Genomic DNA, 26,854 nt, shown 5'->3' on the forward strand with positions numbered 1-26,854 from the left:
TCCCCATCGATCGTTTCGCACAGTCTAACCCGCGCACCCGGCGGGAAGCCCGTCTCAGGCGTACTGATCGAGACCGGCTCGGGCCCAATCGCGGGCGGCACGCCGGGCCTCGGCCGGTGCGAGGACCTCGATGCTCCCCCCGCTGCGGGCGACCAGTCGTTTGAGCGAACGGGGGTCGGCGACGCGGATCATCGCCGTCTGCGATCCGCCCTCGTCGCGCACCTCTGCGTTCGTCAGGAATTCGCCCACGATCGTCGCCGCATGATGCGGGTAGCGGATCTCGGCGAGGATCTCGTCGTCGCCCGGCTCGAACAGCTCGGGCACCGGCTCCGTCGAGTGAAGGGCCGGGATCTCGGTGAGCGCCGGGTCGGTCACGCGATCGAGGTGGAAAGTGCGCATCGCGCGACGTGTGTGGCACCATCCCTGCAGGTACCAGCGGCCGGCGGAGATCGTCACCTTCACCGGGTCGACGGTGCGCGTCGTCGGCGCGCCGTCCGGTGCTGTGTAGGTGAACGCCAGGGCGACGCGCTCGCGCAGCGCTCGCGCCACCGTCTCGCGAACGTCATCGACCGGCGCCGGGGCGACGATGACGTCGGCGGGAGTCTGGCCCGCCCCGCGCGCGAGCTTGGCGAGGAGCCCCTGGACGATACCGCTGTCGCCGACACCCGGGACGGATGCCGCCAGCTGCAGACCCGCGAGCAGCGCTGCGGCCTCGCGCGCGGTGAGCCGCGGCGATCGCTGCAACCCCACGGTGTTGGTGATGACGATGCGGTCCTCGCGGTCGAGGAGGTCCCAGTCGATGTCGAAGAGGTCGTTGGCCATCTGCCAGAAGCCGCCCTCGCCGGGAAGCCCGATCACGGTGAGCTTCTCGACCATCGAGCGCATCTGCTGCGGCTCGACGTCGAAATCGCGCGCTGCGTCGGCCACCGTCACCTCTCCTTGGGCGATGAGGTACGGAACGAGCTGCATGATCAGGGCCGCGCGGTCGGTTGCGACGATGGGCTGGGCACTCACGACGTCACCGCCGATCGGTCAAGGGCACCGCGGAGGCGCTGCACGACCGCGTCGCGCAGATCGGCCGGCGCGTGCACCATCGCCTCCGGTCCGTAGGAGGCGAGCTCGTCGGCGAACACCTCGAGATCCACAAAGGGGATGCGCAGCCGTCGTCCGCTCGAGGCCTCGGCGAGAGAGCGTCGGCGCAGCCGCAGCTCAGCCTCCGTGCCGGGGACGACGGTGACGTCGGCGCTCTGACGGTGGGCGACGTCGCGCAGTCCCGACAAGGCGCGTTCTCCGGCGCCGGCACGAAGCGCGGCGTCGAAATTCTGCCGAGTCACGACGACGTCCGCGACGATGCGCGACAGCAGGAACGTCCGCTCGGCATCGACACCGGCATCCCACCCGAACAGGTGCCAGCGTGCCTCGAACTCGACGAGCGCGAGAGGCCGCACACGTCGTCGTCGCGGCCGATCGGACCCCGGGCGCAGATAGTCGAACTCCACCTCGCGAGCCTGCTCGATGGCGCGCTGCAACGGCAGGAAAGACGAGTCGTGAAGATCGAGTCGCGGGGCGAAGCCGATGATCGGCTCATCGACCTCGATCCCGAGGGAGCGGATCTTCCGCAGTCCCGACCGAGCGCCCGCCGAGAGCGTCTGCTCGCCCCACACTCCCCCGGCCAGCGTCAGCACAGCGAGCTCGGCTGGGGTGAAGCTGATGTCTGCGGGCAGCTCGTACTCCGTCGGCGGGATCCGGTAGCGCGCTTCGCGTAGGTCGTCGGGGTCGGCATAGTCGCCGATCGTCTCGATCGGGACGCCCAAACCGCGCAGGTTCTCCTTGTCGCGTTCGAACATCTTCTCGAGCGCTTCGCGTCGGGCGCCCGCTTCTGCCTGCTCTCGATAACCGGAGACCGAACCCAGGATGGTGTCTTTCGTCACGCCCTGCTCGGTCGCCATGAGGGCGACGACGAGATTGACCAGGCGTTCCTCGGGCGGAACGCGAGTGGGCGAGACGGACACGCCTTCGATTCTAGGCGTGGCCGTCGTCCCCCGACTCAGGACGCGGCGTCGAGGCCGAGGATGTCGACGACGAACACGAGCGTCGAATCGGCGGGGATGCCGCCCTGGGCCGTGTCGCCGTAACCCTGGTCGGGCGGGATCACCACGAGGATCTGCGAGCCGACGGTCTGGCCTCGGAGCGCTTCGGCGAACCCGGGGATCGTCTTGTCGAGCTCCATCGGCTGCGCGCCCTGACCCCACGTGCTGTCGAAGACCTTCTTGTCGGCCCACGTCACGCCGGTGTAGTGCACGCGCACCGGCACATCGCCGGTGACCTCTTCACCGTCGCCCTTCTTCAGCACCTCGATCGCGAGGTCGCTGGGCGGGTCGTTGTCGGGGATGACGATGCCGGGGCGTCCGTCAGGAGCGACCACGACCGAGGGCATGCCGGCCCGATCGTTGAACTGCTCGGCACCGTCAGCGGCGGCGAGATACACCTTCTGCAGATCGAGGACGACGACCGTCGTGGCGTCTTCCGCCATGCCGAACCGTGCACGAGTGTCGGCCGTCACCTCGTCCGGGCCGAGCGCCATCACGACGCGCGAGCCTTCGGTCGCGCAGTGCAGGGCGTCGACGAGGCCCGGGAATGTGGCATCCCAGCTGTCGAGCGGGTAAACCTCCGACAGCTCGCCGGTGTATCCGGATGCCGCGATCGGCGCACCCGATGACCCGTCGAGGACCGTGAGGTCGAAGACGACGTCTTGTGCGTCGCTCGTCACCGCACGACCGTCTCCCGTCACGGTGTCGCGTGCTGCGAGACCGTCGACGTGGACCGGCGCCGAGAGGGCGACGGTGGGCTTCGTGCCGACGGGGCTGTCGCTGACGTCGACGAGATCGAGGGCCGAGGACTCGGACACGTCCCGCGTGCACGACGCTGAGCCCGAGGACGGCGTGGCACAGGCCGTCAGGGCGAGCACGGTCAGAGAGAGAGCGCCGGCGGCGGCGATGATCCTACGCACCGCAGCAGTCTACGCGGAGTCGTCGTCGTGCCCGTCCGGAACGGAGAGCGAGCTCCGCGCGGCCCGCTGCGCTTCGCGGACGCGCTTGCGGAGGTTCTTGTCCGTGATCTCGCGGTCGCCGACGGCTCCCGGCGTCCAGATCTCGACGTCCGCATCGTCGTACGACGGCTTCTTCAGCGCGCGCTTCCGGACATCGGGCGGGATGGCCCCCGGAGCGAGGCGGCGGGCGGTGATGAGGAATCCGGTGTGAGCCACCATCCGGTGGTCCGGGCGCACGGCCAGACCCTCGACGTGCCAGCCGCGGATCATCGTCTCGGACGCGTCGGGATCGGTGAACAGGCCCGTGCCGCGGAGATACTCGGCGACACGGCTGAGCTGGGTAGCAGTGGCGACGTAGCAGAGCACGACGCCCCCGGGGGCGAGCGCGTCGGCGACGGCGTCGATGCACTCCCACGGCGCGAGCATGTCGAGGACCACCCGGTCGACCGTCCCCGGCTCGACGGCGTCGGGCAGGCTCTCGACGAGATCGCCGACGATGACCGACCAGTTCGCGGGGGTACCGCCTGTGAACGTGGCGACGTTCGCCTCGGCGACCTCTGCGAACTCGGCGCGTCGCTCGAATGACACGAGCCGTCCGTGGTCGCCGATCGCCCGAAGCAGCCAGAGCGACAGCGCGCCCGAGCCGACACCGGCCTCGACGACGGTGGCGCCGGGAAAGATGTCGGCCGCGGCCAGAATCTGAGCTGCATCCTTCGGGTACACGATCGCGGCACCACGGGGCATCGACATCACGAAGTCGCGCAGCAGGGGGCGGAGTGCCAGGTACTCGTGCCCACCGCTGTTGGTCGCCACCGACCCGTCGGGCTGGCCGACGAGGACCTCGTGGCGCAGCACGCCGTGGTGGGTGTGCAACTCGCCGCCCTCTCGGAGGGTGATCGTGTGCATCCGTCCCTTGGGGCCGGTCAGCTGGACGCGGTCGCCGTAACGGAAGGGGCCGCGGGGCTGGAGGTCGTCGGTCATGCGGAAGCTCCGAGTCGGTGGAGGGTGAAGAGATCGGCCAGGTCTGCCACCGAGCGCCCCGCGAGGGAGTCCCAGAGAGCGTGAGCACCGAGGCCGTGCAGTGGGACCATCAGCGGTACTCCGAGTGCGACGGCGCCGGAGGCGACCGCCGAACGCAGGCCGTTGGGTGAGTCCTCGATGGCGACGGTGTCGGCGACATCGACCCCGAGCGCTGCGCACGCCTGGAGGTAGGGGTCGGGGAACGGCTTGGGGCGTGCCGCCTCGTCGCCGGCGATGACGACGTCGAACGCCTCGAACGGGATAGACGACACGACTGTGTCGGCCATGCTGCGCATCGACATGGTCACGAGCGCCGTCTTGATCCCGGCTTCGCGGAGCCCGGAGAGCATCTCGCGCGCACCCGGGCGGAACGGAGTGCCGCCGCGGCGCAACTGACCCGAGACCGTCTCGGTGAGGTGGTCGATGATCTCGCGCGTCTGCATCCGGACACCGGCATTCTGCAGGATGCGCGCGGAGTCCTCGAGCCCGAGTCCGACGAGGCTGAGCGCCTGCTCGGGCGTCCACACTCCCCCGAAGCTCTCGACGAGCGGACCCTCGGCCGCCATCCAGTACGGTTCGGTGTCGACGAGCGTGCCGTCCATGTCCCAGAGGACCGCGGCAGGGGAACGAGAAGTCATCCGCACCATGTTACCGATGCAGGGGTGAGACGCCGCGTGGCCCGACCCGCATGCGCTGGCCTCGGCGTATCGTGGAGCAGACCCGCTCGCGCAGAGCGAGCCGGCTCGGAACGGAGGACGGGTTGAACAGTCTGGGACGCCGCGTCCTCGTGGTCGCGTTCGACGGGTGGAACGATGCCGGCGAAGCCGCGACCGCCGCCGCGACACAGCTTCGCGAATCCCGTCCCTATGACGCCGTCTACTCGGTCGATCCCGAACTGTACTTCGACTACATGTACACGCGGCCGCACGTCCAGGCCGACGCTGACGGCCGCCGCTCGCTGAAATGGCCGGATGCGACGATCTGGCGACCGCGCGCGACGGCACGCGGCACGCGTCTATGGGTCCTCAGCGGCGCCGAACCAGCGCGTGCCTGGAAGTCGTTCGCGGCCGAGCTGGTGGATGCGGCGCTGAGCGAGGACATCACCGGTGTGGTCGCGCTCGGCTCGATGATGAGCGACGTTCCCCACACTCGTCCCATCACCGTCTTCAGCGGAAGCGACAACGAAGAGCTGCGCACGGCGCTCGGTCTCGAGCGCTCGACCTACGAAGGCCCCGTCGGCATCCTGTCGGTCATCGCCGCTGCGGCGGAGGAGGCCGGGATCCCTACGGCGGCACTGTGGGCGAGCGTGCCGCACTACGTCGCGGGCCACTCGCCGTCGCCGAAAGCGACCCTGGCGCTTCTCGACAAGCTCGAGGGCATCACGGGCGCCAAGGTCGCCCGCGGCTCGCTGCCGGGTGATGCGCTCGCCTGGGAGGCGACCATCGACGCCGCGGCGGCTGACGACGAGGAGATGACGGAGTACATCCGTCAGCTGGAGCAGACCCGCGACACGTGGGACTCCCCCGAAGCTTCGGGGGACGCCATCGCGCAGGAGTTCGAGAGGTACCTCCGGCACCGGGGCGACGGCGGCGACGGCCGTGGCCTCGGTCGCGGCCCGCATCGCTGAGACGCGCGCCGCGACCGTCCGGCCGGCTCAGTACGCCTGCAGGACTCCGAGCGAGAGCAGAACGATCAGCACCGCTCCGAGCCCGACACGATAGAGCACGAACGGCAGGAAGCTGCCGCGCTTGAGGTACTGCATCAGGAAGGCGATCACGGCGAGTCCCACGCCGAAGGCGACGACGGTGGCCACGGCGGTGTCGACGAGCGAGAACACCGACGCTCCCGGCTCACGGATCGCCTGCAGCAGCTCGTAGAGACCGCTGCCGAACACGGCCGGCACGGCGAGGAGGAACGCGACCTCTGCGGCCGCGGGCCGGGTGTACCCCAGCGCGAGCCCCATCGTCGTGGTGGCGCCCGAGCGCGATACGCCCGGGATGAGCGCGAGCGCCTGCGCGAACCCGAGGGCCAGACCGTGACCGTACGTCAGGTCCTTCTCGGTCCGGACGCGTCGCCCGAGCGCGTCGGCCGCCCCGAGGATGAGGCCGAAGACGATGAGCACGATCGCGACGAGCCAGAGATTGCGGAAGGTGTCGCGGATGACGTCCTGGAACAGGAACCCGAGAACGCCGATCGGCAGGGTACCGATGATGACGATCCAGCCGAGACGAACGTCGGCATCGTCACGCGGGACCGAACCGTTGAACGAGCGGAACCAGCGACCGATGATGCGGGTGATCTTCTTCCAGAAGTACACCAGCACGGCCAGTTCGGTCCCGATCTGAGTGATCGCGGTGAAGGTGGCGCCGGGGTCCTGCGCGGACGGCAGGAACTCCCCCACGATGCGCAGGTGGGCGCTCGAGGAGATCGGCAGGAACTCGGTCAGACCCTGGACGATGCCCAGGATGATGGCCTCGAGGAGCTGCATGGGCGGCCTTTCAGTACGTGCGGATGAGATCGATGAGCACGCGCTGCCCGAAGACGAGCGCGTCGATCGGGACGCGTTCGTCGACACCGTGGAACATACCCGTGAAGTCCATGTCGGCCGGGAGGCGCAACGGCGCGAAGCCGAATCCTGCGATGCCGAGCTCGGACAGCGCCTTGTTGTCGGTGCCGCCGCCCATGAGGTACGGCAGCACGGGCACGCCGGGATCGTGTCGGCCGAGCGCGCCGACCATGGTGTCGACGAGCGACCCCGCGAAGGGGACCTCGAGGCCGATGTCGCGATGCACGATCTCGATACGGATGTCGTCGCCGACGATTCGCTGGATCTCCGCCAGCACCGCATCCTCCTGTCCCGGGAGCGTGCGCACGTCGATCGCAGCGGACGCGGCATCGGGGATGACGTTGTGCTTGTACCCCGCGGTCAGACCCGTCGGATTCGTCGTGGTCCGGAAGGTCGACGCGAGGAACGCGGACGTCGGCCCGGTCGCGTCGGCGACGGCATCCGGATCCGACGCGTCCCGGCCACTGAGCGCCGCGAGGTCGTCGACGAGTCGTCGGGTCGTGCGCGTGAGCTCGATCGGCCAGTGCGCGCGACCGAGCTTCGCGACGGCCTCGGACAGACGCGTGATGGCGTTCTCCGGATGCAGCCGGCTGCCGTGGCCCGCTCGTCCGGTGGCGTGGAGCCGCAGCCAGACGAGGGCCTTCTCGCCGACCTGCAGCAGGTATGCCCGGTGCCCGTCGACGCCGATCGAGTATCCGCCGACCTCGCTGATGGCCTCGGTCGCACCGGCGAACCACTCGGGCCGATCGCGCACGACGAGCTGCGATCCCTCGACCCCGCCGTTCTCCTCGTCGGCGAAGAACGTGACGACGAGATCGCGCTCGGGCTGCTCCCCCGCGCGCAGGAGCTCGGCCACGGACGTGAGGATCATCGCGTCCATGTCCTTCATGTCCACGGCGCCGCGACCCCACAGCATCCCGTCGCGGACGACGCCCGCGAACGGGTCGACGCTCCAGTCTTCCGCCACGGCCGGCACGACGTCGAGGTGGCCGTGCAGGACGAGAGCCGGCTTCGCGCTGTCGCGACCCGGTATGCGCACAGAGACGTTCGTGCGCCGCGGGATCGGCTCGTAGTACTCGGGTCGAAGTCCGAGCGCCTCGAGATAGGCCCCCACGTACTCGGCCGCTTCGCGTTCGCCGCGCGAGCGCCCCTCGCCGAAGTTGGTCGTGTCGAAGCGGATCAGATCCCGCGCGACGCGGGCGACCTCGGGCAGATCGTCGTACTCGGACATGCTCTCCACGGTAGTCGTGAACCGTTCCGGGAAATGACGAAGGGCTCCGTTTCCGGAGCCCTTCTCTCACTGTGCGCGAGGGGGGACTTGAACCCCCACGCCCTATACGGGCACTAGCACCTCAAGCTAGCGCGTCTACCTATTCCGCCACCCGCGCAGTGTTTTTCAGTTGTTCCCAACCGAGGAACAACACTAACACGTCACCGGCGGGGCGGAGAATCGTCGGCACGCCGGGCGTGGCGCGCCGACGACGTCACGATCTCACGCGTGATCGCAGGACCGCGATGCGCGCCTGGAGCTGGGCCACGGTCGCATGCGACACAGCCGGTCCGCCGCACACGCGACGAAGCTCGGCGTGGATCTGGCCGTGCGGCTCACCGCTCTGGCGGGCGTACAGGCCGACGAGGCTGTTCAGGAGCTGTCGCTGCTCCTTCAGCGACCGGTGCAACGGCTCGGGCAGTGTCGACTCGGCGCTGGGAGCATCCCCGCCGGATGCGGCACCCGCTGCGCTCTCGCGTGCCTCGCGGCTGTGCCGGTGCTTGGTCTGCCGCGACTGGCGCTGCATGAGCAGCTCGTGCACGTGCTCGGGCTCGAGAAGTCCGGGGATGCCCAGGAACTCCTCCTCCTCGGGCGTGCCGGGCACCGCGAGCTGGCCGAACTCGGCGCCGTCGAAGAGGACGCGGTCGAAGTGGGCGACGGAGCCGAGCGCCTGGTAGCTGAACTCCTGGGTGAGCTCATCGGAGGCCTTGTCCTCGCTCTCCGCCTCGGCGAGGAGGGTGTCTTCGAGGCCGTCGTCGTCGCCTGCCTCTCGGTCGAGCGCGTGGTCGCGCTGACGCTCCATCTCAGCGGCGAGGTTGAGCAGGACGGGCACGTTCGGGAGGAAGACGCTCGCCGTCTCGCCGCGACGACGAGCCCGGACGAAACGCCCGATCGCCTGCGCGAAGAACAGCGGGGTCGAGGAGGACGTGGCGTAGACGCCCACCGCGAGCCGCGGAACGTCGACGCCCTCGGACACCATGCGCACCGCGACCATCCACCGGGTGGTCGACTGCGCGAAGATCTCGATGTTGCCCGACGCGGACTTGTCGTCCGACAGCACGACGGTCGGCGCCTCGCCGGTGATCTGATGCAGGATCTCCGCATACGCCCGCGCCGCCGTCTGGTCCGTCGCGATGACGAGGCCGCCGGCGTCGGGCACGTCCTGGCGCACCTCGCTCAGGCGACGGTCTGCAGACCTCAGCACGGCGGGGATCCAGTCGCCCTCGGGGTTCAGCGCGGTGCGCCACGCCTGCGAGGTGATGTCCTTCGTGTTGTCCTGGCCGAGGTGGGCCTCGAATTCGTCGCCGGTCTTCGTCCGCCACTTCATGTGGCCGGCGTAGACGAGGAACAGCACAGGGCGCACGACACCGTCGGCGAGGGCGCGTCCGTAGCCGTAGTTGAAGTCCGTCTTGGAGAGGCGGATGCCCTTCTCGTTCGGGTGATACTCCACGAACGGAATCGGAGCGGTGTCGCTTCGGAACGGTGTTCCCGAGAGAAGCAGACGTCGCGTCGCCCTGCCGTAGGCCTCGCGCAGCGCATCGCCCCAGCTCAGCGCGTCGCCGCCGTGATGGACCTCGTCGAGGATGACCAGCGTGCGGGCATCCATCGTCAGCCGCTGGTGGACGGATGCCTTCACCGCGACCTGCGCGTAGGTCACCGCGACGCCGTGGTACTGCCGCGACGGCATCCCGTGGCGGTTGCTGAAACGCGGATCGAGACGGATGCCGACTCGGCCGGCGGCATCCGCCCACTGCGTCTTGAGGTGCTCGGTGGGGGCGACCACGATGATGCGATCGACAACGTCACGGCGCAGCAGCTCCGACGCCAGGCGGAGAGCGAACGTCGTCTTACCGGCGCCGGGGGTCGCAGCGGCGAGGAAGTCGCGCGGTCCGCGTCCGACACCCTCCGGGCCGTCGGCGCCGAAGTACTGGTCCAGCGCCTCTGCCTGCCACGCACGCAGGCGCTGAGCGGTACCCCACGGCGCACGCTGCGGGAACGAGGGTGACAGGTGTTCTGCGGCGAAGCTTCCGAAATGCTCCTGGGGGTCCTCTGTCACGATGGACCACCTTAAACGACCCCACCCACACGATCGCCCGGCACGAGATAGCGTGGCAGGTACGGAGCTTCGAGGAGGGTCATGAGAAACAACGAGCCATCCGAGGACGCGCGGCGCACACCCTATGTGCCGAACGAGACCGCTCACCCGTGGCGTCGCATGGTCGCGATCGGCGACTCGTTCACCGAGGGAATCGGCGACCCCGAGCCCGGCAGCCCCGGCGGGCACCGCGGCTGGGCCGACCGCGTGGCCGAGGTGCTCAGCTCACAGGTGCCCGACTTCGCGTACGCGAATCTCGCCGTCCGGGGCAAGCTCATCGGCCAGATCGTGACGGATCAGATCGAGCCCGCACTCGCGCTCAAGCCCGACCTGGTCACCTTCTCGGCGGGCGGCAACGACGTCATCCGACCGGGGTCCGACCCCGACGCCGTTGCGCAGCAGTTCGAAGATGCCGTCGTACGCCTGTCGTCGACGGGCGCGACGCTCGTGCTCTTCACCGGCATCGACACCAACTTCACCCCGGTCTTCCGCGGCATCCGCGGCCGGGTGGCGATCTACAACGAGAACATCCGGGCGATCGCCGACCGTTACGACGCGATCGTCGCCGATCAGTGGGCGCTAAAAGAGGTGCAGGACATGCGCTTCTTCGACGACGACCGGCTGCACTACAACTCGCTCGGCCACCACGAGGTTGCGCGCATGGTGCTGCGGGCGCTCAACGTGCCCAACGACCTGCAACCGATGCAGCCCGACACGACACCGGTGCTGACCTGGCGGGCGGCCCGCGCGAACGACCTCGTCTGGGCTCGCGAGTACCTCATGCCGTGGGTGCTGCGCCGGCTCCGGCATCAGTCCTCGGGCGACCACATCACCGCCAAGCGGCCCGAGCCGCTGCCCGTCCTGCGGCGCGCCGACGACCCCGACTGATCAGCGCAGGGCCCAGAGCGACACCGCGGCGGCCGCGGCGACGTTGAGGGAGTCCACTCCGCCGGCCATCGGGATGGTGACGACGGTGTCGGCGACCGCGAGGGCGCGCCGGCTGAGCCCGTCGCCCTCGGTCCCCATGAGCAGTGCCACCCGATCGGGCCGCGCTGCGGCGAACTCATCGAGCGGGACGGCTCCGTCCGCGAGGGCGAGGGCGGCGAGGTGGAGACCGGCCTCGTGGAGCAGCGGCGCCGCCTCCGGCCAGGCCGGCAGACGCGTCCACGGCACCTGGAAGACCGTGCCCATGCTGACGCGGACGCTGCGGCGGTAGAGGGGGTCGGCGCAGCGCTCGCTCACGAGCACCGCATCGGCCCCCAGACCGGCGGCAGCTCGGAAGGCGGCGCCGACGTTCGTGTGGTCGACAATGTCCTCGAGCACCAGCACGAGCCGGGCGTCCGCGACGATCTCACTGACCGGTGCCGTGACGGGCCGGTGCATGGCGGCGAGGGCTCCGCGGTGCACGGCGTAACCGGTCACCTGCTCGGCGACCTCGTCCGAGACGACGAAGACCGGCGCGTCGCCTGCGAGGTCGGCCACATCCGGAAGCCATTTCTCCTGCACGAGGAACGAGCGCGCGCGGTGCCCTGCTGCGTGAGCGCGAGAGATGACCTTCGCCGACTCGGCGATGTAGAGGCCGCCTGCGGGCTCGAGCACCCGGCGCAGCGCGACATCGGTCAGGTCGCGGTAGTCCGAGAGGCGGGGGTCGGTGGCGTCGTCGATGCGGATCACGGGCACTGTCTCAGCCTGTCACGTCGCCCGGGCGATGCGCTGACGCTCGTAGAGTGGGACTGTGACGAACCCCGACCTCGAGACGCCCGCGGGCGACGAGATCGACAACGCCCTGCAGGTACTCGCGGGCCGTCGCATCGCGGTGCTCACTGGAGCCGGCGTGTCGACCGACTCGGGCATCCCGGACTACCGCGGCGCCGGAGCGCCGGTGCGCACGCCCATGACGGCGCAGCAGTTCCTCGCGAGCGCTGACGCGCGTCGGCGGTACTGGGTCGGCAGCCATCTCGGCTGGCAGGCTTTCGCGGCGGCGCGACCGAACGACGGGCATGCGGCGCTGGCGGATCTCGAGCGCTCCGGCGTCGTCACGGGCGTCATCACGCAGAACGTCGACGGTCTGCATCTGCGGGCCGGAAGCAGCCGGGTGGTCGAGCTGCACGGAACGATGCGACGCGTGTTCTGCCTGCACTGCGGTCAGGTCTTCGACCGGCGCGATCTCGCCGAGCGCGTGGAACGGGACAATCCGTGGATCACGGTCCCCGAGAACGTCGAGCTGGGCCCCGACGGCGACGTCCTGCCCGCGACGAGCGACGGCTTCATCGTGCCCACGTGCACGGTCTGCGGTGGCATGCTGAAACCGGATGTCGTCTTCTTCGGCGAGTTCGTGCCGCGTGAGAAGTTCGCGGAGGCCGAGCAGCTGGTGCGCACGAGCGACGCGCTCATCGTCGCCGGGTCGTCGCTGGTGGTCAACTCGGGCGTCCGGCTCGTCGAGCGCGCACGCCGCCGCAAGCTCCCGGTGGTCATCATCAACCGAGGCGCGACGCGCTCCGACCCGAAGGCAACCGTCAAGATCGATGACGGCACGAGTCATGTCCTGCGTGTGTTGGCCGACGCGCTGCCGTCCCGGCGGTGAGGTCGAGGTCGGACGACCGTCAGCGTAGGGTCGAGAGGTGACCATCCTGACCCTCGTGCGCCATGGTGAGACCGACTGGAATCGTGAACGGCGGATCCAGGGCTCCACCGACATCCCCCTCAACGACACCGGACGTGAGCAGGCTCGCGCTGTCGCAGCCGCCCTGCGGGAGTCGCTCGACGGGGATGCAGTCGTCGCCTCGAGCGATCTCTCGCGCGCAGCCGAGACGGCTCGGATCATCGCAGACGGGCTGGGGGCCGCTGCGCCGCGCACCTATCCGGAGCTGCGGGAGCGCGGCTACGGGGATGCCGAGGGCGTCGGGGTCGAGGAGTTCCACGCTCGCTGGGGCGAATGGGCCGTGGCCGACGTGCCGAACGCGGAGCCGTGGCCGGTGGTCCGCGAGCGGGCGCTGCGCGGGCTCGAGCGGGCCGTCCGCGATGCGCGTGCCACCACGGCACCGATCGCGGTGCCGCTGATCGTCGTCGCGCACGGCGCCCTCATCCGTGAGGTCATCCGGCATGCGACCGCAGAGGAGTTCCCGTTGCAGGGAGTCCGCCTCGCCAACGGATCGGCCCACACCTTCGTCATGGAGCGCGAGCGTCTGCGCCTCATCGACTCCCCCGCGCTCGCGACGATCTGACCCTGCCGCCGCCCCGTCGCTCGCCGCGAGAGGCGATGCTCCGAGGTGGGGCTCCGAGCGGTGTATCGTCCAGCATCATGACCATGCACGACCGCGTCGACCTCGCGTTGCTCGAAGCTCTCGCCGATGACCCCCGCGCGACGGTGGTCGCGCTCGCCGAGCGCCTGCGCATGTCACGCAACACGGTCCAGGGGAGGATGGCACGGCTGGAGCAGTCGGGTGTCTTCCTCTCGTACGAGCGGTCGATCTCGATGCGTGCTCTCGGCTTCCCGATCGAGGCGCTCATCAGCGTCGTGCTCCGTCAGCCCGACCTGCCCCGTATCGCGCAGGAGCTCGCAACCATCCCCGAGGTGCTGCAGGCTCAGGGGCTGAGCGGTCAGGTCGACCTGATGGTCCGCGTGGTCGCGCGCGACACGCAGCACCTTTTCGCCGTTGACGCGCGCATCCTCGCCATCGATGGGGTCGAACGCACGGAGACCTCGCTCATCATGGACGACGTGATCCCGCACCGGGTCAAGCCGCTGCTCGCTGAGGGGCGCGCGGGCTGACGGCTGCCGGTGCGCGTTCGGCGTCGAGCCGCACGAGGACCACACCGACGAGGATGAGCGCCCCGCCGACGAACTGGACCGGCGCGGGCGCCTCGGCCAGGAGCAGCCACGCGAAGCCGAGTGCGAACAGAACCTCCGAGAGACCGATGAACGATGCCAGACGCGACCCCGTGCGCGGAACCGCGGAGACTCCCAGGGCGTAGGCGGTCCCGGTCGCGGCGCCCACCCAGAGCAGGACGACGATGGGCGGCAGCTGCATCCCGACGACGTCTGCGAGCACGGTGCTCGTCGCGAAGGGCAGGAAGCCCGTGAGAAGGAGGGTGCCGATGATCGCGCTCGCGATGACCATGCCTCCGGCGGCCAGGACGAGGGGCGGCAGCGTGTCGCCGGTGCGCTCGGCCATGACGAAGTACACGCACGTGCAGAGGGCGGCACCGAGGGCGAGGAGAGTGCCCCAGAAGTCGAAACGGGCTCCGGCGATGTCGACGACCAGCACCAGACCCGCCATGGCGACGACGGAACCGGCGATCACCGTCGGTGACGGTCGGCGGCGGGTGGTGAGCCATACCCAGATCACCAGGAGGACGGGCGCCAGATACTGGATGAGGAGGGCGACGGCGACCGGCATCCGCTGCATCGCTGAGAAGTAGAACAACTGGCAACCGACGACGGGCATCGCACCGAAAGCGATCAACGCGAGTCCGTGCCGGCGCAGGAAGTGCCGTTCCCGAGCGATCGCGCGAATCAGGAACGGCGACAGCACGAGGGCTGCGACGCCGATCCGGATGAACAGCGCGGCGCCGAGCGACCAGCCGTTCTCGAGGAGCGGCTTCACGAGCGGACCACTCGACGAGAACGCCAGCGCGGAGGCGATGGCCATGGCCATGCCCGCGGTTCGCCTGCCCGGGACGCCAGTGGGCGGTGTCTCCGGTGCGCCTGCGATGATGGGCAGGGGCGCGGTCGGGTTCGTCATCGGCAGCCTCGGTGGTCAGGGGTGAAAGTTATCTACACTCGTGACAGTAACGCTCGCGATCGTCAGGAGTCAACGTGGTCTTCATCCATGACACGGAATTGTCGCTGCGCGCGACTGCTGCACTGGTCAACACGCTCCCGCTCACGAGCGCGGACGCCGCCGACACGCTCGTCGACGGGGACGACCTGGATGCCTTTCTCACCGAGTTCGCCTTCACCGGCGCGATCGTGCGCGACGAGGCGGAGCTGCAGGCGATGCGCGGCATCCGGCCGCGCCTTCACGAGCTCTGGGAGCTCGACCGGGACTCCGCCGTGCCCCACGTGAACGCGATGCTGCGCGACGGCCGCGCGCAGCCTCAGCTGGTGATCCACGACGGATACGACTGGCATATCCACGCGACTCCCGACGACGCGCCTCTGGCAACGCGCGTGCTCGTGGAGGCCGGCATGGCGTTCGTCGACGTCATCCGCGCCGACGCGTACGACCGCGTGCGGATCTGCGCCGCCGACGACTGCGCGGCGGTCTACGTCGATTTCTCCAAGAACGGTTCGAAGCGCTACTGCGACACCGGCAACTGCGGCAACCGCATGAACGTCAACGCGTACCGTCGTCGGAAAGCGCGAGAAACCGCCTGATCGCGGCGGCGGCCTCGCGGGGCTTCTCGTAATGGATGAGGTGCCCCACGCCGTCGATCTCAACCAGCTCGGCCACGGGGAACAGCGCGCGCAGCCGGCGTTCGGCCTCGATCGGGGTGATGTCGTCCTGAACGGCAGCGACGAGCAGGGTCGGCTGAGAGATGCGCGGAGCGAACGCGCGGACGTCGTTCGAGACGGACGTCACGAACGCGTCGCGGAGCACGTCGCGATCGGCGAAGCTCGAGAAGTACGTGTCGTGCTGCTCATGGACGAACCGGCGCAGGGTCCGGTCTCGCGTCTTGACCATCGCGAGGCTCATCACCCGGACGATGAGGCGATTGCGCAGCAACGCTTCGCCCACCCGCCGCGGGAGGCGCGCCCCGACGTCGTAGTACCAGACGGCGAGGCGCGTGAAGACCCCACGGGGTCCCTCGAGGGCGGGCGCGCCGATGGGGTTGATGAGGATCATGCGGGGGGCGGGAAGCCCGCCCGCCACCGCAGCGGCGGAGACGATCGAGCCGAATGAGTGGCCGACGACCACCGCGCCGGGAGCGACCCCGGCCGCGAATGCGGTGAGCCAGTCGGCGTATGTCTGCAGGTCGTGTTCGCGGCCCGGTATCGCTGGGGTCTCGCCGAAACCCGGCAGGTCGGGCATGATGACGCGCACGTCGCCGAGGTGCGCGACGACGGGCTCGAGACCGTGATGCTCTCCCCGGAACCCGTGGACCGCCAGGAGCGTCAGCGGTGCCTCGTCGCGCCCGTAGACCCAGTACGCGGTCGTTCCGCCGAGGACCTCGGTCTCGAGGCGGCGCACCGGGATGCGCGCGAGCAGGGAGTCGTACGGGGAGACGGTCGGCACCCGTCGAGTCTACGGAGGCGGCGCGTCGAATCCTGCGTGTCCGACCCGAGCCGTAGCCTCGATTCCGTGGAGCCGGATCGCCCTCTTGTCGTCGCAACGCCCGAACTCGACCTGTGGCCCTGCTCGGCACCCGAATGGTGCCAGGTGGTCGGGGTCTTCGATCTGGAGACGACGGGCGTCGACGTCACCGTGGATCGCATCGTGACGGCGCACGTGGGCGTCCTCGACGCCGACGGAACACCGGTGCGGGCCGACAGCTGGCTGGCCGACCCGGGGATCGACATCCCCGATGGTGCGGCGGCGATCCACGGCATCACGACCGAGCATGCCCGTCGGCACGGACGGCCCGCATCGGACGTGGTCGCGGAGGTCGTCGCAGCCCTGCGCGGCCTGTTCGACGCCGGCATCCCGGTGGTGGCGTACAACGCGCCGTTCGATTTCTCGATGCTCAAGTACGAAGCGCTCCGGCACGGGATCGATCCGATCCACTCGCCCTCCCCCGTCATCGATCCGCTCGTCATCGACAAGCGGTACGACCGCTACCGCCGCGGGAAGCGCACCCTCTCGGTCGTCGCCGAGCACTACGCCGTCACGCTCACCGGGGCGCACGAGGCCTCCGCAGACGCGATCGCTGCGGGGCGCGTCGCGCAGATCCTCGCTGAGCGGTTCGCCGAGGGGCTGCCGTCGACCGCCGCCGAGCTTCACACCCGCCAGGTCGGCTGGGCGCGGGCTCAAGCAGAGAGTCTCACCGAATACTTCGTGAGCATCGGACGGATCGACGCCGACGTCGACGGCTCGTGGCCCATCCGCTGATCGGTCGGCGTCCGGAGTCTCGACAGGTGGAAGGCTGACGACGGAGCGAGGGCGGCCCCGACCTGCGAGGCCGCCCTCGCGGCGGCGCGACGATCCTCAGACCGCGGTCAGCTCCGACGAGCGCTCGCGGGTGCGGATCGCGCGGTTGACGCACGATACGACGGCTTTGAGGCTCGCCGTCGAGATGTCGCCGTCGATGCCGACGCCCCAGAGTCGCTGGTCATCGACCTGCAGCTCGACGTAGGCCGCCGCCTGAGCGTCGCCACCCGAGCTCAGCGTGTGCTCGACGTAGTCGTAGAGCGAGATGTCGAAGCCGCGGTCGCGCAGCACCGCGAGGAACGCCGCGATCGGGCCGTTGCCGACACCGGACACATCGTCGTGCTCGTCACCGTCGCGCAGGGTGACGTCGAGCCGGACGTCACCCGACATGTCGCTCTGCGTGCGGGTGCCGAGCAGCTCGAACCGGCCCCACTTGTCGTCGTCGGCCGGTGCGGGCAGGTACTCGTCGGTGAAGATCGACCAGATCTGCTCGCTCGTGACCTCGCCGCCCTCGGCATCCGTCTTCTCCTGCACGACTCCCGAGAACTCGATCTGCAGCTTGCGCGGCAGATCCAGGGCGTGGTCGGTCTTCAGCAGGTAGGCGACGCCGCCCTTGCCCGACTGCGAGTTGACCCGGATCACGGCTTCGTACGAACGACCGAGGTCCTTGGGGTCGACGGGCAGGTAAGGCACCGCCCACTCGATCTCGTCGATCGAGACGCCGTCGGCAGCCGCACGTGCGGACATCGCCTCGAAGCCCTTCTTGATGGCGTCCTGGTGCGAGCCGCTGAACGCGGTGAACACGAGGTCTCCGGCCCAGGGGCTCCGCTCGGGCACGGGCAGCTGGTTGCAGTATTCGACCGTGCGCTTGATGCCGTCGACGTCGCTGAAGTCGATCTGCGGGTCGATGCCCTGCGTGAACAGGTTGATGCCGAGCGCGACGAGGTCGACGTTGCCGGTGCGCTCCCCGTTTCCGAACAGGCAGCCCTCGATGCGGTCGGCGCCGGCCATGTAGCCGAGCTCCGCGGCAGCGATCGCGGTGCCACGGTCGTTGTGGGGATGCAGCGACAGCACGACGTTCTCGCGATGCGCGAGGTGACGGCTCATCCACTCGATCGAGTCGGCGTACACGTTCGGCGTGGCCATCTCGACGGTTGCCGGCAGGTTGATGATGACCTTGCGGTCGGGCGTCGGCTCGAAGATCTCGATGACCTGGTTGCAGACGTCGACGGCGAACTCGAGCTCGGTGCCGGTGTAGCTTTCGGGCGAGTACTCGTAGTAGACGGCCGTCTCGGGGATGGTCTGCTCGTACTGGCGGCACAGGCGCGCGCCCTCGAGTGCGATGTCGATGATGCCCTGGCGGTCGGTGCGGAAGACCACCTCACGCTGCAGGATGCTCGTCGAGTTGTACAGGTGGACGATCGCCTGCTTCGCGCCGGCGATCGCTTCGTACGTGCGCTTGATGAGGTGCTCGCGAGCCTGCGTCAGCACCTGGATTGTCACGTCGTCGGGGATCAAGCCGTCCTCGATCAGCTGGCGCACGAAGTCGAAGTCGGTCTGGCTCGCGCTCGGGAACCCGACCTCGATCTCCTTGTACCCCATCTTCACGAGCAGCTCGAACATCACGCGCTTGCGCTCGGGACTCATCGGATCGATGAGCGCCTGGTTGCCGTCCCGCAGATCGACGGCGCACCAGCGGGGCGCCGTCTCGATGCGCTTCGCGGGCCAGGTGCGGTCGGGCAGATCGACGCGGATCTGCTCGTGGAACGGCCGATACTTGTGGATCGGCATGCCCGAAGGCTTCTGGTTGTTCTCCATGGTCGTCTCGCTCTTCCTCATCGGGTGTGACGGGCCAACGCGAAGCTCCGCGACGAGAGAGGCCCTAGAACGAGGACTCGTCGCGGCGACTAAGGAGAAGCAGTCGGCCGAAGCGCATGCGCCCAGGCTACACCCCGCTCGCCGCCGGGACGCACACGGGCGTGCCTCACCTGAGACGAAGGCGTCGTGCGCGACACTGTGGGGATATGAGAACTGCGCGCGCGGGCTCGTCCGCCCTCCTGATGTGTGCGATCGCCCTGACGGCGGGCTGCGCCTCGACGCCCGCGGCCGGCCCGACTTCACTCGACCCGGCGCCCCCGAGCGGCGAGGTCGTCGCGCAGGGGACGGTCCTCGACGACGGCTCTGGTGCCGAGCTCTGTCTCGGCGCTGTTGCGGAGTCGGCGCCGCCCCAGTGCGACGGCATCCCGGTGAAGGATTGGGACTGGTCCTCGCTTTCCGATGCGACCACGATGTCGGGCTCGACGTGGGGTACTTATGCCGTCCAGGGACGATTTGACGGCGCTGCCCTGACGGTCACCGCGCCGGCGGTTCCGCTGGCACTGTACGACCCCATGCCGCTTCCCGACCCGACGGGCGGCGTGCCCGGCACCGCGGACGACGCGACGCTGCGAGACGTCGAACAACGGGTGCACGACACCCTCGGCGACACCGTGCTCGCCTCCGGTGCGTACGACGGCCGGCTCTGGGTCACGGTCGTCTGGGACGACGGAACGCTTCAGGATGCCGCCGACGCCGAGTTCGGCGCGGGTGTCGTCGTCGTCCAGTCGGCGATGCGCGAGGTCGGCTAAAACCCGAGGCGTCCCAGCTGCTTGGGGTCGCGCTGCCATTCCTTCGCGACCCGCACCCGCAGCGAGAGGAACACCCGGGTCCCGAGAAGCGGCTCGATCTGTGCCCGGGCACGAGCACCGACATCGGCGAGCCGCGAGCCCTTGCGGCCGATGATGATGGCCTTCTGGCTGTCGCGCTCGACGACGATGTTGGCGTACACGTCCGTGAGGTCGGAGCCCTCACGGGGCGCGACATCCTCCACCGTGACGGCGATCGAGTGGGGCAGTTCGTCGCGCACGCCCTCGAGGGCGGCTTCTCGGATGATCTCGGCGATCCGGTCCTCGGTCGACTCGTCCGTCACCACATCGTCGGGGTACAGCGCCGGCCCTTCGGGCATCAGCGCGAGCAGCTCGTCGGCCAGCACATCGAGCTGATCCTCGGTGACGGCGGACAACGGGATCACAGCTGCCCAGTCCTCGCGAAGGCTGTCGACCTCCATGAGGCGCTCCATGATCTCATCGCGGGTCGCCAGGTCGGTCTTGGTCACGATGGCGACCTTCTTCGCGCGGGTGTAGCCGTCGAGCGACGCGGCGATGCGGCGGTCACCGGGCCCGACCTTGTCGACGGCGGGCACGAGGAAGCCGATGACGTCGACGTCACCCAGAACCTGCTCGACGAGGTCGTTCAGGCGCTGACCGAGCAGGGTGCGCGGCTTGTGGATACCGGGCGTGTCGACGATCACCAGCTGACCGCCGGGTCGGTTCAGGATGCCACGGATCGCGCGCCGCGTCGTCTGCGGCTTGTCGCTCGTGATCGCGACCTTCTCGCCCACCAGGGCGTTCGTCAGCGTGGATTTCCCGACGTTGGGACGTCCGACGAAGGTCACGAACCCCGATCGGCTCTCTGCTGCGGTCATCTGCTGTCTTCTCCTCTTCGTGCCACGCGGACCTCTCCGGTCCGCGGGTGCGTCGTGTCGTCCGTCTCGTCGGCGGGGGCGCGTTCGACGAAGACGGTCGCGAGTCCCCGCCCGCGGCCCCGCGAGACGCCGCCGGTGATCGTGATCCCGTCGACGGTCACGGTCGCCCCCGGCATCGGGACCCGGCCGAGCGTCTTGCCGAGCAGCCCGCCGATGGAGTCGACGTCGTCATCGTCCAGCTCGATGCCGAAAAGTTCGCCGACCTCGTCGAGGCCGAGCCGGGCACTCACGCGGTAACGGCCGGGTTCGAGCTCGACGACCTCTGCCGCGCCGCGGTCGTACTCGTCGGCGATCTCACCGACGAGCTCCTCGATGAGGTCCTCGAGGGTGATCAGGCCGGCGACCCCGCCGTACTCGTCGACGACGAGGCACACGTGAACGGCATCCCGTTTCATCTGCTGCAGCAGCGATTCGGCGCGCATCGACTCGGGGACGAACACGGCCGGCCGCGCCACGCGGCCCACGGGTACGTCGCGCCATCCCTTCGCCTCGCCGTAGGAGAACTGCACGAGGTCCTTGAGGTACACGACGCCGATGATGTCGTCGCGCTCGTCGTCCGTGACCGGCACCCGCGACACGCCGCGCTCGAGGAACAGCGCGAGCGCTTCGTGCGTCGTGGCCGTCTGCGGCACCGTGACCATGTCGGTCCGGGGCACCATCACCGCACGGACGAGCGTGTCGGTGAAATCGAACACCGAATGGATGAGGTCGCGATCGTCGGCTTCGATGAGGTCCTGCGAAACCGCCTCGTCGACCATGCTCAGGAGCTGCTCTTCGGAGGCGAAGGAGGTGCCGCGCGAGACGCCCGGCGTGACGCGATTGCCCACGATCACCAGGAGGTGGGCGAGAGGTCCCAGCACGATGCGGGCGCCGCGCACGACCGGAGCGCACGCGATGAGCAGGCCGCGGGCGTGCTGACGCCCGACCGATCGCGGGCTCGCGCCGACCAGAACGAAGGACACCGCCGTCATGAGCAGGGCGGCGACGAGGATCGCCCACCACAGATTCTCGAGCGCGAGGGTCAGCGCCGCCGTGACGAACACCGCAGCCGTCGACTCCGCGAGGATGCGGATGAAGACGACGGCGTTCGCGTGGGCCGTCGTGTCATCGGCGATGCGGCGGAGCGCCTGCTGGCGCCGACTGGACTCCGCCCAGTCGGCGAGGTCAGCGCGCGATGTGACACCGAGAGCGGCATCGAGAGCGGCCATCAGACCCCCGAGCGCGACGAGGAACACCGCGCCGAGGACGAGGAGGAAGACGGTCACGCGCGGCGGCGCTCGCTTGCGTGGAAAGCCGAGATCAACTCGCGCTGGAGGCCGAACATCTCGCGCTCCTCCTCCGGCTCGGCGTGATCGAACCCGAGCAGGTGCAGCAGCCCGTGCGTCGTGAGGAGGATGAGCTCGTCGAGCGTCGTGTGGCGCGCGGCCTGCGCCTGTGCCTCGGCCACCTGCGGGCACAGCACGATATCGCCGAGAAGTCCCGGCGGGGTCGGGGCGTCTTCGGTGCCCGGGCGGAGCTCGTCCATCGGGAAGCTGAGCACGTCGGTGGGGCCGGGCTCGTCCATCCACTGCACGTGGAGAGACTCCATGGCGCCCTCGTCGACGAGGAGGATGGCGAGGTCGGCGTCCGGGCTCACGTTCAGCTGCGCGAGGTTGTGCTCGGTCAGGCGCAACAGCACGGTCTCGTCGACGGACACGCCGGATTCGTTGGTGATCTCGATGGTCATGAACGTCCTCGTTTCGGGAGTCGGTCGCGCGGACCGACGGGCCGTGTCGCGGTGCGCCGCTCGGCCCGGTTGGCGAACTCGCTGGCCTCGTCGCGCTCACGACGCGCGGCCAGCCGCTGCTCGTCGTACTCGCTGTACGCGTCAACGATCCGGCCGACGAGAGTGTGCCGCACGACGTCCTCGCTGGTGAGGGTGGCGAAATGAATGTCGTCGATGCTCTTCAGAACGCGTGTCACGGTGCGCAGGCCGGACGTCCCCTGGGGAAGGTCGACCTGTGTGATGTCGCCGGTGACGACCATGCGCGTGCCGAACCCGAGACGCGTGAGGAACATCTTCATCTGCTCGGGCGTGGTGTTCTGCGCTTCGTCGAGCACGACGAACGAATCGTTCAGGGTGCGTCCGCGCATGTACGCCAGCGGCGCGACCTCGATCGTGCCGGTGGCCATGAGCTTGGGGACGAGCTCGGGGTCGAGCATCTCGTTGAGAGCGTCGTACAGCGGCCGGAGGTACGGGTCGATCTTGTCGGTGAGGGTGCCGGGCAGGAAGCCGAGGCGCTCTCCCGCTTCCACGGCGGGGCGCGTCAGGATGATGCGATTGACCTCCTTGCGCTGCAGAGCCTGCACCGCCTTCGCCATCGCGAGGTAGGTCTTGCCGGTTCCCGCGGGGCCGATGCCGAAGACGATCGTGTTCTCGTCGATCGCGTCGACGTAGGCCTTCTGCCCCAGCGTCTTCGGCCGGATCACCTTGCCGCGCGAGGAGAGGATCGCCTCCCCCAGCACCTCGGACGGGCGCGGGCCTTCATCGCCCTTTCGCCGCTGCAGGATGCGACTGGACGTCGACACGTCGCTCGGATCGAGGCCTTGCCCGGCCCGTGCCATGGCGATCAGCTCGTCGACGAGCGACTTCGCGGCGGCGACGTCATCGTTCGAGCCCGTCAGGGTGATTTCGTTGCCGCGGACGAGGACGTCGACGTCGGGGTGCTCCCGCTCGACGACGCGCAGGAGGCGGTCTTGGGGCCCGAGCAGCTGGACCATGGCGACACCGTCGGCGAGGATCGTCGCGACGGCGGGTTCGGAAGCATCAGCCACCGAGGCTCCCTTCGGAGAGGCCACCGGCGAGCACGTGCGCGTGAACGTGGAACACGGTCTGTCCTGCGCCGGGGCCGGTGTTGAAGATCAAACGGAAGTCGCCGTCCGAATGCTCGGCAGCGACGGAGTTCGCGAGCCCGACGAGCTCGCTGAGGAGAGCGGGGTCGCCCGCGGCGAGCTCGACCACGGTGCGGTAGCGCTCGGTCTTGGGGATCACGAGGAGATGCACCGGAGCCTGCGGAGCGATGTCGCGGATCGCGAACGCGTTCTCGGTCTCCGCGATGATCTCGGAGGGGATCTCGCCGCGGAGGATGCGCGTGAAGACAGACGGTTCGCTCATGCGTTCAGTCTATCGACGGGGTGCGGTGGCGGGACGGGCGGCGTCACCAGCGACCGAGGGCGACGTTGACGACGCCGAGCGCAGCGGGGCCGGCCGTCGACGTCCGCAGGACCGTGTCCCCCAGACGCACGGCGACCGCGCCGGCCGCGACGAGCGCGTCCAGCTCCTCGGCTGCGATCCCGCCCTCGGGACCGACCACGAGCGACACGTCGCCCTCGCCCAGTTCGACCTCGCTCAGTCGCCGCGTCGCCGTCGGCTCGAGCACCAGCACCCGCTCGGAGCCGCATCGCGCCGCGAGCTCCGTCGTCGACACGGGCGCGTCGACGGCGGGCAGCCACGCGCGATGCGCCTGCTTCGCCGCTTCGCGCGCGATGGTCGCCCACCGCTGCACACCGCGCTCGACCTTCGGTCCGCTCCACCGCGAGACGCTTCGCGCGGCCTGCCAGGGCACGATCGCATCGACGCCGAGCTCGGTGCAGGCCTGCACCGCGAGCTCGTCGCGATCGCCCTTCGCGAGCGCCTGGATCAGCGTCACGCGCCGTGCGGGCGCGGGATGCTCGACTCGCGAGAGCGCCTCGATGCGGACGAGCTTCGGATCGGCTGCGGTGACGGTGCCCTCGAGCCACGCCCCCTCGCCGTCGCCCACCGTCACCGTCTCACCGACACGCACGCGACGGACGCCGGCCGCGTGATGAGCCTCGGCGCCGGTGAGGTCGACGAACTCGCCCGGCCGAGTGATGAGCGGCGGGTCGACGAGGAAGTGCAGGGCCATGCGCTCAGCTGTTCCGGAACCGATCGCGGAGCTTGGCGAAAAGGCCCTGGTGGAACTCCGCGAGTTGTGGTGCGGGCGACTTCGTGCGCTTCTTCAGCTCCTCGATGAGGGCCCGCTCCTTGGCATCCAGACGCGTCGGGGTGACGACATGAACGCCGACACGCAGGTCGCCGCGCGTCGAGCCGCGAAGCGGCGTGATGCCGCGACCCTTGACGGTGAGGACGTCGCCGGACTGGACGCCCGGACGCAACTCGAGCTCGACCGGACCGTCGAGCGACTCGATCGTGGTGCTGGTGCCCAGGACGGCGTCGGGCATCGACACCTCGAGCGTGGCGAGCAGATCGTCACCCTCGCGGCTGAACACGTCGTGCGGAGCGACCGTGACCTCGAGGTACAGATCGCCGTTGGGGCCGCCGGCGGGACCGACCTCGCCGGATCCGGGGAGCTGCAGGCGCAACCCGGTCTCGACGCCTGCGGGGATGTCGAGCGAGACGGTGCGGCGAGCCCGGACGCGTCCCTGCCCCTGGCAGGTCGTGCACGGATAGGGGATGGTGGTGCCGTAGCCCTGGCAGACGTTGCAGGGCTGCGACGTCACGACGTTGCCCAGGAGGCTGCGGACCGTGCGCTGCACATTGCCCGCACCGTGGCAGACGTCGCAGGTGACCGGCTGCGTTCCCGGCTGGCAGCACGAGCCCTGGCAGGTGTCGCAGAGCACCGCGGTGTCGACCTCGATGTCGCGATGCACGCCGAAGACGACGTCGCCGAGCTCGAGGGTGACCCGGACGAGCGCATCCTGTCCGCGTTCGCGCCGGGAGCGCGGACGCCCGGCGCGACCGCCGCCTCCGGCGCCGCCGCCGAAGAAGGTCTCGAAGATGTCGCTGAATCCGCCGAAGCCCGCGGCGCCGCCGAAGCCGCCGGCGGAGTCGCCGCCCATGTCGTAGCGCTGACGCTGCTCCGGATCGCTGAGGACGTCGTAAGCATGCGTGACGAGCTTGAATCGCTCGGACGCATCCTCTCCCGGGTTGACGTCGGGGTGCAGTTCTCGTGCCAGGCGTCGGTACGCCTTCTTGATCTCGTCGGGCGACGCGTCGCGCGCAACGCCCAGGACCTCGTAGTGGTCAGCCACGGATCGCCTTTCCGCCCGTTCGGGCGTGGGTGGGGTGGGTCAGCGGGACTTCTCGTCTTCGTCGAGGAGCCGGCTGAGGTAGTGCGCGACGGCGCGGACCGTCGCGAGGTTCGTCGGGTAGTCCATGCGCGTCGGGCCCATGAGGCCGACGCGTGCATGCGAGCCCGGGACGTCGTAGTCGCTCGTGACGACCGAAGCTTCGGAGAGCCCGTACGCCTCGTTCTCGCGGCCGATTCGCGCTGCGACGCCGCGGTCGTCGGCGACCATCTCGCCCATGAGCCGAAGCAGCGTCACCTGCTCCTCGATGGCTTCGAGCAGCGGATAGATACTGCCGCGGAAATCCGCCTCTCGCCGCGCGAGCGTGGCGGTGCCGGCCATGACAAGGCGGTCCTGCCGGAACGTCTCGAGCTCTTCGACCAGGATGCGGGCGATCTCGCGCACCGCATCGCCGATCGGGTCGCCGACCGACTCGCTCTCCGCGAGCGCCGACACCGCGTTGACGGCGTCTCGCACGGCGACGCCGGTGACAGCGGCGCGCAGCGTCGCCTTGGCTACGGCGAATTGCGCTTCGTCGAGGAGCGTGCGTACCACGCCCACCCGCTGGGAGACACGGCCGGTGTCGGTGACGACGATGACGACGAGTCGTCCGCCGCCGAGGTCGACCAACTCGAGGTGCGAGACCTGCGCGCGCGCGAAGGACGGGTACTGCACCATTGCGACCTGGCCCGTCAGCTGGGTGAGCGCACGAACCGTCCGCACGAGCAGATCGTCGAGGTCGGTGGGGCCGTCGAGGAAGGTCGTGATGGCCGAGCGCTGGGCGGCGCTCAGGGGGCGAAGGCCTGCCAGATGGTCGACGAAGACGCGGTAGCCCTTATCGGTCGGCACGCGTCCGGATGACGTGTGGGGCGCGGCGATGAGCTCCTCGTCCTCGAGGAGCGCCATGTCGTTGCGGATCGTGGCGGCCGAGACGCCGAAGGCGTGGCGCTCGACGATCGACTTGCTTCCCACGGGCTCGCGGGTGTCGACATAGTCCTGCACGATCGCCCGCAGCACCTGCAGTCCGCGCTCTGAGACCATGTCCGTCACCTCCTGTTTGGCACTCGATGTCTGCGAGTGCCAATTCTACCG

General features: G+C 69.5%; 28 protein-coding genes and 1 tRNA gene. 8 read left to right on the top strand and 21 right to left on the bottom strand.

The features are described 5' to 3' along the window. Positions 1 to 54: 54 nt before the first annotated feature. From ABIC53_RS04840 to ABIC53_RS04860, 5 genes are all read right to left on the bottom strand, one after another. A complete protein-coding gene (locus tag ABIC53_RS04840) occupies positions 55 to 1,014 on the bottom strand; it encodes a helix-turn-helix transcriptional regulator (protein WP_112614792.1) in 960 nt (319 codons plus the stop codon). Continuing rightward, positions 1,011 to 1,949 carry a helix-turn-helix transcriptional regulator gene (locus ABIC53_RS04845; RefSeq protein ID WP_282502575.1) on the bottom strand — a complete coding sequence of 313 codons (939 nt, stop codon included), beginning with the start codon at positions 1,947 to 1,949 and terminating at the stop codon, positions 1,011 to 1,013. Before ABIC53_RS04845 ends, ABIC53_RS04840 begins: the two co-directional genes overlap by 4 nt. 98 nt (positions 1,950 to 2,047) lie before the next feature. Further along, positions 2,048 to 3,010: an FKBP-type peptidyl-prolyl cis-trans isomerase gene (locus ABIC53_RS04850; RefSeq protein ID WP_112614790.1), complete on the bottom strand. Its 963-nt coding sequence runs from the start codon at positions 3,008 to 3,010 to the stop codon at positions 2,048 to 2,050. Positions 3,011 to 3,019: 9 nt separating this feature from the next. Beyond that, positions 3,020 to 4,030: a tRNA (adenine-N1)-methyltransferase gene (locus ABIC53_RS04855; RefSeq protein WP_112614788.1), complete on the bottom strand. Its 1,011-nt coding sequence runs from the start codon at positions 4,028 to 4,030 to the stop codon at positions 3,020 to 3,022. Beyond that, a complete protein-coding gene (locus ABIC53_RS04860; RefSeq protein WP_282500976.1) occupies positions 4,027 to 4,707 on the bottom strand; it encodes an HAD family hydrolase in 681 nt (226 codons plus the stop codon). The genes ABIC53_RS04855 and ABIC53_RS04860 overlap by 4 nt, the downstream gene beginning before the upstream one ends. Before the next feature lie 122 nt (positions 4,708 to 4,829). On the opposite strand from ABIC53_RS04860, the gene ABIC53_RS04865 reads away from it, so the two are divergent. Beyond that, entirely contained in the window at positions 4,830 to 5,696 is an 867-nt protein-coding gene (locus ABIC53_RS04865) for a PAC2 family protein (protein ID WP_274177893.1), read from the top strand. Positions 5,697 to 5,723: 27 nt separating this feature from the next. Here the strand turns inward: ABIC53_RS04865 and ABIC53_RS04870 are convergent, their stop codons facing one another. The 4 genes from ABIC53_RS04870 to ABIC53_RS04885 all read right to left on the bottom strand — a co-directional run bounded on the left by ABIC53_RS04870 (position 5,724) and on the right by ABIC53_RS04885 (position 9,964). After that, positions 5,724 to 6,557: an undecaprenyl-diphosphate phosphatase gene (locus ABIC53_RS04870; RefSeq protein ID WP_112614784.1), complete on the bottom strand. Its 834-nt coding sequence runs from the start codon at positions 6,555 to 6,557 to the stop codon at positions 5,724 to 5,726. Positions 6,558 to 6,567: 10 nt separating this feature from the next. Beyond that, complete coding sequence (locus ABIC53_RS04875; protein WP_282500974.1) at positions 6,568 to 7,866, bottom strand: M20/M25/M40 family metallo-hydrolase; 1,299 nt, start codon at positions 7,864 to 7,866, stop codon at positions 6,568 to 6,570. Between the two features lie 72 nt (positions 7,867 to 7,938). Continuing rightward, positions 7,939 to 8,023, bottom strand: a tRNA-Leu gene (locus ABIC53_RS04880). Between the two features lie 96 nt (positions 8,024 to 8,119). Beyond that, the gene (locus ABIC53_RS04885; RefSeq protein WP_404568564.1) at positions 8,120 to 9,964 is read right to left on the bottom strand and encodes a DEAD/DEAH box helicase; all 1,845 of its coding nucleotides are present in this window, start codon (positions 9,962 to 9,964) and stop codon (positions 8,120 to 8,122) included. Between the two features lie 78 nt (positions 9,965 to 10,042). Between ABIC53_RS04885 and ABIC53_RS04890 the strand changes: the two genes are divergently transcribed. Next, positions 10,043 to 10,888, top strand: a complete 846-nt coding sequence (locus ABIC53_RS04890; protein ID WP_282500973.1) for an SGNH/GDSL hydrolase family protein — start codon at positions 10,043 to 10,045, stop codon at positions 10,886 to 10,888. On the opposite strand, the gene ABIC53_RS04895 is transcribed toward ABIC53_RS04890, so the two are convergent. Then, a complete protein-coding gene (locus tag ABIC53_RS04895) occupies positions 10,889 to 11,680 on the bottom strand; it encodes a TrmH family RNA methyltransferase (RefSeq protein ID WP_112614780.1) in 792 nt (263 codons plus the stop codon). A gap of 55 nt (positions 11,681 to 11,735) precedes the next feature. On the opposite strand from ABIC53_RS04895, the gene ABIC53_RS04900 reads away from it, so the two are divergent. The 3 genes from ABIC53_RS04900 (at position 11,736) to ABIC53_RS04910 (ending at position 13,772) form a co-directional block, all read left to right on the top strand. Further along, positions 11,736 to 12,584: a Sir2 family NAD-dependent protein deacetylase gene (locus ABIC53_RS04900; RefSeq protein WP_274177889.1), complete on the top strand. Its 849-nt coding sequence runs from the start codon at positions 11,736 to 11,738 to the stop codon at positions 12,582 to 12,584. Between the two features lie 37 nt (positions 12,585 to 12,621). After that, on the top strand, positions 12,622 to 13,224 hold the full coding sequence (locus ABIC53_RS04905; protein ID WP_114589498.1) for a histidine phosphatase family protein: 603 nt from the start codon (positions 12,622 to 12,624) through the stop codon (positions 13,222 to 13,224). Between the two features lie 77 nt (positions 13,225 to 13,301). Further along, positions 13,302 to 13,772, top strand: coding sequence for an Lrp/AsnC family transcriptional regulator (locus tag ABIC53_RS04910; RefSeq protein WP_274177888.1), 471 nt, complete (start codon positions 13,302 to 13,304; stop codon positions 13,770 to 13,772). On the opposite strand, the gene ABIC53_RS04915 is transcribed toward ABIC53_RS04910, so the two are convergent. After that, positions 13,738 to 14,745 carry a DMT family transporter gene (locus tag ABIC53_RS04915; RefSeq protein WP_274177887.1) on the bottom strand — a complete coding sequence of 336 codons (1,008 nt, stop codon included), beginning with the start codon at positions 14,743 to 14,745 and terminating at the stop codon, positions 13,738 to 13,740. The two genes, ABIC53_RS04910 and ABIC53_RS04915, sit on opposite strands and share 35 nt — an antisense overlap. A gap of 74 nt (positions 14,746 to 14,819) precedes the next feature. Between ABIC53_RS04915 and ABIC53_RS04920 the strand changes: the two genes are divergently transcribed. Further along, positions 14,820 to 15,380 carry a CGNR zinc finger domain-containing protein gene (locus ABIC53_RS04920; RefSeq protein WP_274177886.1) on the top strand — a complete coding sequence of 187 codons (561 nt, stop codon included), beginning with the start codon at positions 14,820 to 14,822 and terminating at the stop codon, positions 15,378 to 15,380. Here ABIC53_RS04920 and ABIC53_RS04925 read toward each other — a convergent pair. Beyond that, entirely contained in the window at positions 15,340 to 16,239 is a 900-nt protein-coding gene (locus ABIC53_RS04925) for an alpha/beta fold hydrolase (RefSeq protein WP_282500972.1), read from the bottom strand. The genes ABIC53_RS04920 and ABIC53_RS04925 overlap by 41 nt on opposite strands. 111 nt (positions 16,240 to 16,350) lie before the next feature. Here ABIC53_RS04925 and ABIC53_RS04930 point away from each other — a divergent pair, with 111 nt between their 5' ends. Further along, complete coding sequence (locus ABIC53_RS04930; protein WP_274178036.1) at positions 16,351 to 17,052, top strand: 3'-5' exonuclease; 702 nt, start codon at positions 16,351 to 16,353, stop codon at positions 17,050 to 17,052. Between the two features lie 96 nt (positions 17,053 to 17,148). On the opposite strand, the gene leuA is transcribed toward ABIC53_RS04930, so the two are convergent. Further along, positions 17,149 to 18,909 carry a 2-isopropylmalate synthase gene (gene leuA, locus ABIC53_RS04935; protein WP_269266218.1) on the bottom strand — a complete coding sequence of 587 codons (1,761 nt, stop codon included), beginning with the start codon at positions 18,907 to 18,909 and terminating at the stop codon, positions 17,149 to 17,151. 206 nt (positions 18,910 to 19,115) lie between these two features. On the opposite strand from leuA, the gene ABIC53_RS04940 reads away from it, so the two are divergent. Then, positions 19,116 to 19,718 (top strand): hypothetical protein, encoded by a 603-nt coding sequence (locus tag ABIC53_RS04940; protein WP_354450609.1) that lies wholly within the window; start codon positions 19,116 to 19,118, stop codon positions 19,716 to 19,718. Here the strand turns inward: ABIC53_RS04940 and era are convergent. The 8 genes from era to hrcA are packed head-to-tail and all read right to left on the bottom strand — an operon-like array spanning position 19,715 to position 26,803. Continuing rightward, positions 19,715 to 20,614 (bottom strand): GTPase Era, encoded by a 900-nt coding sequence (gene era / locus ABIC53_RS04945; RefSeq protein WP_114589491.1) that lies wholly within the window; start codon positions 20,612 to 20,614, stop codon positions 19,715 to 19,717. The two genes, ABIC53_RS04940 and era, sit on opposite strands and share 4 nt — an antisense overlap. Further along, positions 20,611 to 21,939, bottom strand: coding sequence for a hemolysin family protein (locus tag ABIC53_RS04950; protein ID WP_354450611.1), 1,329 nt, complete (start codon positions 21,937 to 21,939; stop codon positions 20,611 to 20,613). Before ABIC53_RS04950 ends, era begins: the two co-directional genes overlap by 4 nt. Next, the gene (gene ybeY / locus ABIC53_RS04955) at positions 21,936 to 22,400 is read right to left on the bottom strand and encodes an rRNA maturation RNase YbeY (protein WP_023950734.1); all 465 of its coding nucleotides are present in this window, start codon (positions 22,398 to 22,400) and stop codon (positions 21,936 to 21,938) included. Before ybeY ends, ABIC53_RS04950 begins: the two co-directional genes overlap by 4 nt. Then, entirely contained in the window at positions 22,397 to 23,434 is a 1,038-nt protein-coding gene (locus ABIC53_RS04960) for a PhoH family protein (protein WP_112615153.1), read from the bottom strand. Before ABIC53_RS04960 ends, ybeY begins: the two co-directional genes overlap by 4 nt. A gap of 46 nt (positions 23,435 to 23,480) precedes the next feature. Next, a complete protein-coding gene (locus ABIC53_RS04965; RefSeq protein WP_112614754.1) occupies positions 23,481 to 23,828 on the bottom strand; it encodes an HIT domain-containing protein in 348 nt (115 codons plus the stop codon). Between the two features lie 43 nt (positions 23,829 to 23,871). Continuing rightward, positions 23,872 to 24,600, bottom strand: a complete 729-nt coding sequence (locus ABIC53_RS04970) for a 16S rRNA (uracil(1498)-N(3))-methyltransferase (protein WP_354450613.1) — start codon at positions 24,598 to 24,600, stop codon at positions 23,872 to 23,874. Positions 24,601 to 24,604: 4 nt separating this feature from the next. Next, the gene (gene dnaJ / locus ABIC53_RS04975) at positions 24,605 to 25,726 is read right to left on the bottom strand and encodes a molecular chaperone DnaJ (protein WP_112614750.1); all 1,122 of its coding nucleotides are present in this window, start codon (positions 25,724 to 25,726) and stop codon (positions 24,605 to 24,607) included. 39 nt (positions 25,727 to 25,765) lie between these two features. Next, positions 25,766 to 26,803 (bottom strand): heat-inducible transcriptional repressor HrcA, encoded by a 1,038-nt coding sequence (gene hrcA, locus ABIC53_RS04980; protein ID WP_354450615.1) that lies wholly within the window; start codon positions 26,801 to 26,803, stop codon positions 25,766 to 25,768. Positions 26,804 to 26,854 lie beyond the last annotated feature (51 nt).

This window comes from Microbacterium sp. 1262 (assembly GCF_040544895.1).
Lineage (GTDB): Bacteria > Actinomycetota > Actinomycetes > Actinomycetales > Microbacteriaceae > Microbacterium > Microbacterium plantarum.

What these genes read in the sequence shown, in the direction of transcription:
- ABIC53_RS04845 (WP_282502575.1), bottom strand. Translation starts at nt 1,949, where the DNA reads ATGGCGACCGAGCAGGGCGTGACGAAAGACACCATCCTGGGTTCGGTC.
- ABIC53_RS04855 (WP_112614788.1), bottom strand. Translation starts at nt 4,030, where the DNA reads ATGACCGACGACCTCCAGCCCCGCGGCCCCTTCCGTTACGGCGACCGC.
- ABIC53_RS04860 (WP_282500976.1), bottom strand. Translation starts at nt 4,707, where the DNA reads ATGACTTCTCGTTCCCCTGCCGCGGTCCTCTGGGACATGGACGGCACG.
- ABIC53_RS04870 (WP_112614784.1), bottom strand. Translation starts at nt 6,557, where the DNA reads ATGCAGCTCCTCGAGGCCATCATCCTGGGCATCGTCCAGGGTCTGACC.
- ABIC53_RS04875 (WP_282500974.1), bottom strand. Translation starts at nt 7,866, where the DNA reads ATGTCCGAGTACGACGATCTGCCCGAGGTCGCCCGCGTCGCGCGGGAT.
- ABIC53_RS04890 (WP_282500973.1), top strand. Translation starts at nt 10,043, where the DNA reads ATGAGAAACAACGAGCCATCCGAGGACGCGCGGCGCACACCCTATGTG.
- ABIC53_RS04910 (WP_274177888.1), top strand. Translation starts at nt 13,302, where the DNA reads ATGACCATGCACGACCGCGTCGACCTCGCGTTGCTCGAAGCTCTCGCC.
- ABIC53_RS04915 (WP_274177887.1), bottom strand. Translation starts at nt 14,745, where the DNA reads ATGACGAACCCGACCGCGCCCCTGCCCATCATCGCAGGCGCACCGGAG.
- leuA (WP_269266218.1), bottom strand. Translation starts at nt 18,909, where the DNA reads ATGGAGAACAACCAGAAGCCTTCGGGCATGCCGATCCACAAGTATCGG.
- ABIC53_RS04940 (WP_354450609.1), top strand. Translation starts at nt 19,116, where the DNA reads ATGAGAACTGCGCGCGCGGGCTCGTCCGCCCTCCTGATGTGTGCGATC.
- era (WP_114589491.1), bottom strand. Translation starts at nt 20,614, where the DNA reads ATGACCGCAGCAGAGAGCCGATCGGGGTTCGTGACCTTCGTCGGACGT.
- ybeY (WP_023950734.1), bottom strand. Translation starts at nt 22,400, where the DNA reads ATGACCATCGAGATCACCAACGAATCCGGCGTGTCCGTCGACGAGACC.
- ABIC53_RS04960 (WP_112615153.1), bottom strand. Translation starts at nt 23,434, where the DNA reads ATGGTCCAGCTGCTCGGGCCCCAAGACCGCCTCCTGCGCGTCGTCGAG.
- ABIC53_RS04965 (WP_112614754.1), bottom strand. Translation starts at nt 23,828, where the DNA reads ATGAGCGAACCGTCTGTCTTCACGCGCATCCTCCGCGGCGAGATCCCC.
- ABIC53_RS04970 (WP_354450613.1), bottom strand. Translation starts at nt 24,600, where the DNA reads ATGGCCCTGCACTTCCTCGTCGACCCGCCGCTCATCACTCGGCCGGGC.
- hrcA (WP_354450615.1), bottom strand. Translation starts at nt 26,803, where the DNA reads ATGGTCTCAGAGCGCGGACTGCAGGTGCTGCGGGCGATCGTGCAGGAC.